Source organism: Streptomyces fuscigenes (genome assembly GCF_021556455.1).
Classification (GTDB): domain Bacteria; phylum Actinomycetota; class Actinomycetes; order Streptomycetales; family Streptomycetaceae; genus Streptomyces; species Streptomyces fuscigenes.
Genome location: NZ_JAKGCV010000505.1, coordinates 1 through 3648, shown reverse-complemented (window position 1 = coordinate 3648; position 3648 = coordinate 1). Strand labels below are relative to the sequence as shown.

The following is a 3648-nucleotide window of genomic DNA, read 5'->3' as shown; positions in this document are numbered from 1 at the left end:
GCGCCTGCGCTCCGGCGGCGCGGCCGCCGTCCGCGGTCGGCACGGGCGTGTGCTGGAGGATCTCGAGCACCACCTGCTCGGACGTCCTGCGCCCGAGCTGGGCCTGTGCCGTGGGCAGCAGCCGGTGCGCCAGCACCGCGACGGCCAGGGCCTGCACGTCGTCGGGCAGCGCGTAGTCCCGGCCGGCCAGGGCCGCCGACGCCTTCGCCGCGCGCAGCAGGTGCAGCGTGGCGCGGGGCGAGGCGCCGAGCCGCAGGTCGGGGTGCGTCCGCGTGGCGCCGACGAGCTCGACCGCGTAGCGCCGTACGGGCTCCGCGACGTGGACCGAGCGGACCGCGTCGATCAGCTTCACGATGTCGTGCGCGTGCGCCGCCGGCTGGAGGTCGTCCAGCGGCGAGGGGCCGCCGTGCACGTCCAGCATCCGCAGCTCGGCGTCGCTGCTGGGATAGCCGATGGACACGCGGGCCATGAAGCGGTCGCGCTGGGCCTCGGGCAGCGGGTAGGTGCCCTCCATCTCGACCGGGTTCTGCGTGGCGACCACCATGAACGGGCTGGGCAGCTCGTACGTCGTGCCGTCGACGGTGACCTGGCGCTCCTCCATGGACTCCAGCAGCGCCGACTGGGTCTTCGGGGAGGCCCGGTTGATCTCGTCGCCGATCACGATCTGGGCGAAGATCGCGCCGGGCTTGAACTCGAAGTCGCGCCGCTGCTGGTCGAAGATCGACACACCGGTGATGTCCGAGGGCAGCAGGTCGGGCGTGAACTGGATGCGCCGCACCGAGCAGTCGATGGACCGGGCGAGCGCCTTGGCCAGCATCGTCTTGCCGACGCCGGGGACGTCCTCGATCAAGAGGTGCCCCTCGGCGAGCAGCACCGTCAGGGAGAGCCGTACGACCTCCGGCTTGCCCTCGATCACGCCCTCGATCGACGCCCGCACCCGCTCCGCCGTGGCGGTCAGGTCCTCCCCGACCGTCGGGAACGCCCCGTCGGGGGAACCTCCAGGGTTCGCTCGATCGTCATAGGTCGTCACCCGGCCCTCCTCGGCCTTGCCCCGTCGCTTCCCTGGGGAAGCGGGGACCCGTTTGAGTGCTGCAGGACCGGCGCACGACGTGCTCCCCGGCCCACCCCGAATTACGGACACCGCCTCCGGATGGTTCAGGTTCGGCGTCACCGGAGCATTCTGGTTGCCGTTACCGCTTCGTGTCACTTATCCGGCGGCAGAAGTGACCAACCAAGGCCCGGAATGAGCGACATGCCGGAATCATGGCCACGTTTCGGCCTGGGGGGCGGGGTGGGCGGCGAGCGGGGCGGGGCGGGAACGCCGGTGCGCCCTCAGTCCGCGGTGACCTCGGAGAGGCGGCCCGTCTTCACGTCGAAGACGAAGCCCCGCACGTCGTCCACGTGCGGCAGGAACGGGGAGGTCCGCACCCGCCGTATCGACTGGCGCACGTCCTGCTCGGCGTCCTGGAAGGCCTCGACCGCCCACGAGGGGCGCTGCCCGACCTCGAGCTCCAGCTCGTGGCGGAAGTCCTCGGTGATGGTCTGCATGCCGCACCCGGTGTGGTGGATCAGCACGACGCTGCGCGTGCCCAGGGCGCGCTGGCTGATGGCGAGGGAGCGGATCACGTCGTCGGTCACGACGCCGCCGGCGTTGCGGAGGGTGTGGCAGTCGCCGAGCTCCAGGCCGAGGGCCCTGTGCAGGTCGATGCGGGCGTCCATGCAGGCCACCACGGCCACGTGCAGGACGGGACGGGCGTCCATGCCCGGGTCGGTGAAGCCGTCCGCGTAGCGGGCGTTCGCTTCGATCAGCCGGTCGGTGACGGTCCCGCCGGTGCGGGGGGCGCCGGCCGAGGGCTCGTCTGTCGGGTGTGTCGAGGTCGTCATACCTATGAAGGTACGGGGCAACCGCACGCCGGGCCCGCTGTGGGGTCGCGACAAACAACCGCCGCCCGCGTTGTGGCGCGAAAACGCCCCCCGGGCGGCGCACGGCGCCGGAGGCGGCCGTGCGGGGCGCGTTCGCGCGGGGCCGGGCGACGCGCTAAGGCGGTTGATTGACCGTAAGGGCCTGTGGACTAAAGTGACGCGAAGTTCGCGGTTCTCTTGACCGCACACTTCCCGAGACTCCCCGCGTGCGCGGCGAACGTGCGGCTCGGCCTCCTCCCGCTCGACGGTCCGACGACGCCCCTCGCGGCGCCCCGGCGGACCGCTTCCCCTTCCGAGCGGGCGGGGACCCGGCCGCCGCGTGGTCGCCTACGGTGCGCGCCGTACCAGAGAGGGCGCATGAGCGAGCGCAGCGAGCGGCACGTACCCGTGATGCTCCAGAGGTGCCTTGACCTGCTGGCCCCCGCACTCGCCGACCCGGGGGCCGTCGTCGTGGACTGCACGCTCGGTCTCGGCGGCCACAGCGAGGCCCTGCTCGCCACCTTCCCCGCGGCGCGGCTGATCGCGCTCGACCGGGACAAGGAGGCGCTGCGGCTGTCCGGGGAGCGGCTCGCGCCCTTCGGCGAGCGCGCGACGCTGGTGCACGCCGTCTACGACGAGCTGCCCGAGGTCCTTCAGCGGCTGGCCGTGCCCCGCGTCCAGGGCGTCCTGTTCGACCTCGGCGTCTCCTCGATGCAGCTCGACGAGGCGGACCGCGGGTTCGCGTACGCGCGCGACGCGCCCCTGGACATGCGGATGGACCAGACGACGGGCATGGGCGCGGCCGAGGTCCTCAACACCTACGCGCCGGGCGAGCTGGTGCGCATCCTGCGCACGTACGGCGAGGAGAAGCAGGCCCGGCGCATCGTCGAGGCGGTGGTGCGCGAGCGGGAGAAGGAGCCCTTCGACCGCAGCGGCCGGCTCGTCGACCTGATCAGGGACGCGCTGCCCCAGGCCGCCAAGCGCACCGGCGGCAACCCGGCGAAGCGCACCTTCCAGGCCCTGCGCATCGAGGTCAACGGCGAGCTGCCGGTGCTGGAGCGCGCGGTCCCCGCGGCCGTGCGGGCACTCGCCGTGGGCGGCCGCGTGGCCGTCCTGTCGTACCACTCGCTGGAGGACCGCATCGTCAAGCAGGTGCTCTCGGCCGGCGCCACCAGCACCGCCCCGCCCGGCCTGCCGGTGGTCCCCGAGCAGTACCAGCCCCGGCTGAGGCTGCTGACCAGGGGTGCCGAGCTGCCCGGCGAGGAGGAGGTGGCCGAGAACAGCAGGGCCGCCTCCGCCAAGCTGCGCGGCGCCGAGCGCATCCGCGAGGACGCCCTGTGAACGCCGCCGGTCCCGGCCAGGGCAGGCAGCTGCGGGGCCGCGCCGCGCGGCTGGCCGGGCTGACGCCGTCCGGGTCCGGCTCCGCGGCCCGCACGCCCTTCGTCCTGCTGGTGGTGATCCTGCTGGCGGGGGGCCTGATCACCCTGCTCATGCTGAACTCCTCGCTCAACGAAGGATCGTTCAGGCTGAGCAAGCTCAAGAAGCAGACCCAGGACCTGACGGACGAGCAGCAGGCCCTGCGGCGCGCGGTCGACGACCAGTCCGCGCCCGACGCGCTCGCCCGCCGCGCCCGCATGCTGGGCATGGTGCCCGGCGGCAACCCGGCGTTCCTCGAGCCGGACGGCACCGTGCTCGGCCGCCCCACGCGCGCCCACGCCCTGCCGCTGCCGACGCCGTCCGCGCCCT

General features: G+C 73.4%; 4 protein-coding genes. 2 read left to right on the top strand and 2 right to left on the bottom strand.

All coding sequences use genetic code 11. The features are described 5' to 3' along the window. On the bottom strand, positions 1-1030 hold a 1030-nt coding region (locus L1885_RS25365; protein ID WP_235799500.1), incomplete at its 3' end, for an AAA family ATPase. A 302-nt stretch (positions 1031-1332) separates the two neighbouring features. After that, positions 1333-1884, bottom strand: coding sequence for a beta-class carbonic anhydrase (locus L1885_RS25360; RefSeq protein WP_235799499.1), 552 nt, complete (start codon positions 1882-1884; stop codon positions 1333-1335). Positions 1885-2280: 396 nt separating this feature from the next. Here L1885_RS25360 and rsmH point away from each other — a divergent pair, with 396 nt between their 5' ends. Further along, the gene (gene rsmH, locus L1885_RS25355; RefSeq protein WP_235799498.1) at positions 2281-3243 is read left to right on the top strand and encodes a 16S rRNA (cytosine(1402)-N(4))-methyltransferase RsmH; all 963 of its coding nucleotides are present in this window, start codon (positions 2281-2283) and stop codon (positions 3241-3243) included. Then, the coding region (gene ftsL, locus L1885_RS25350; protein ID WP_235799497.1) for a cell division protein FtsL at positions 3240-3648 on the top strand (409 nt) is incomplete at its 3' end. The genes rsmH and ftsL, both read left to right, overlap by 4 nt.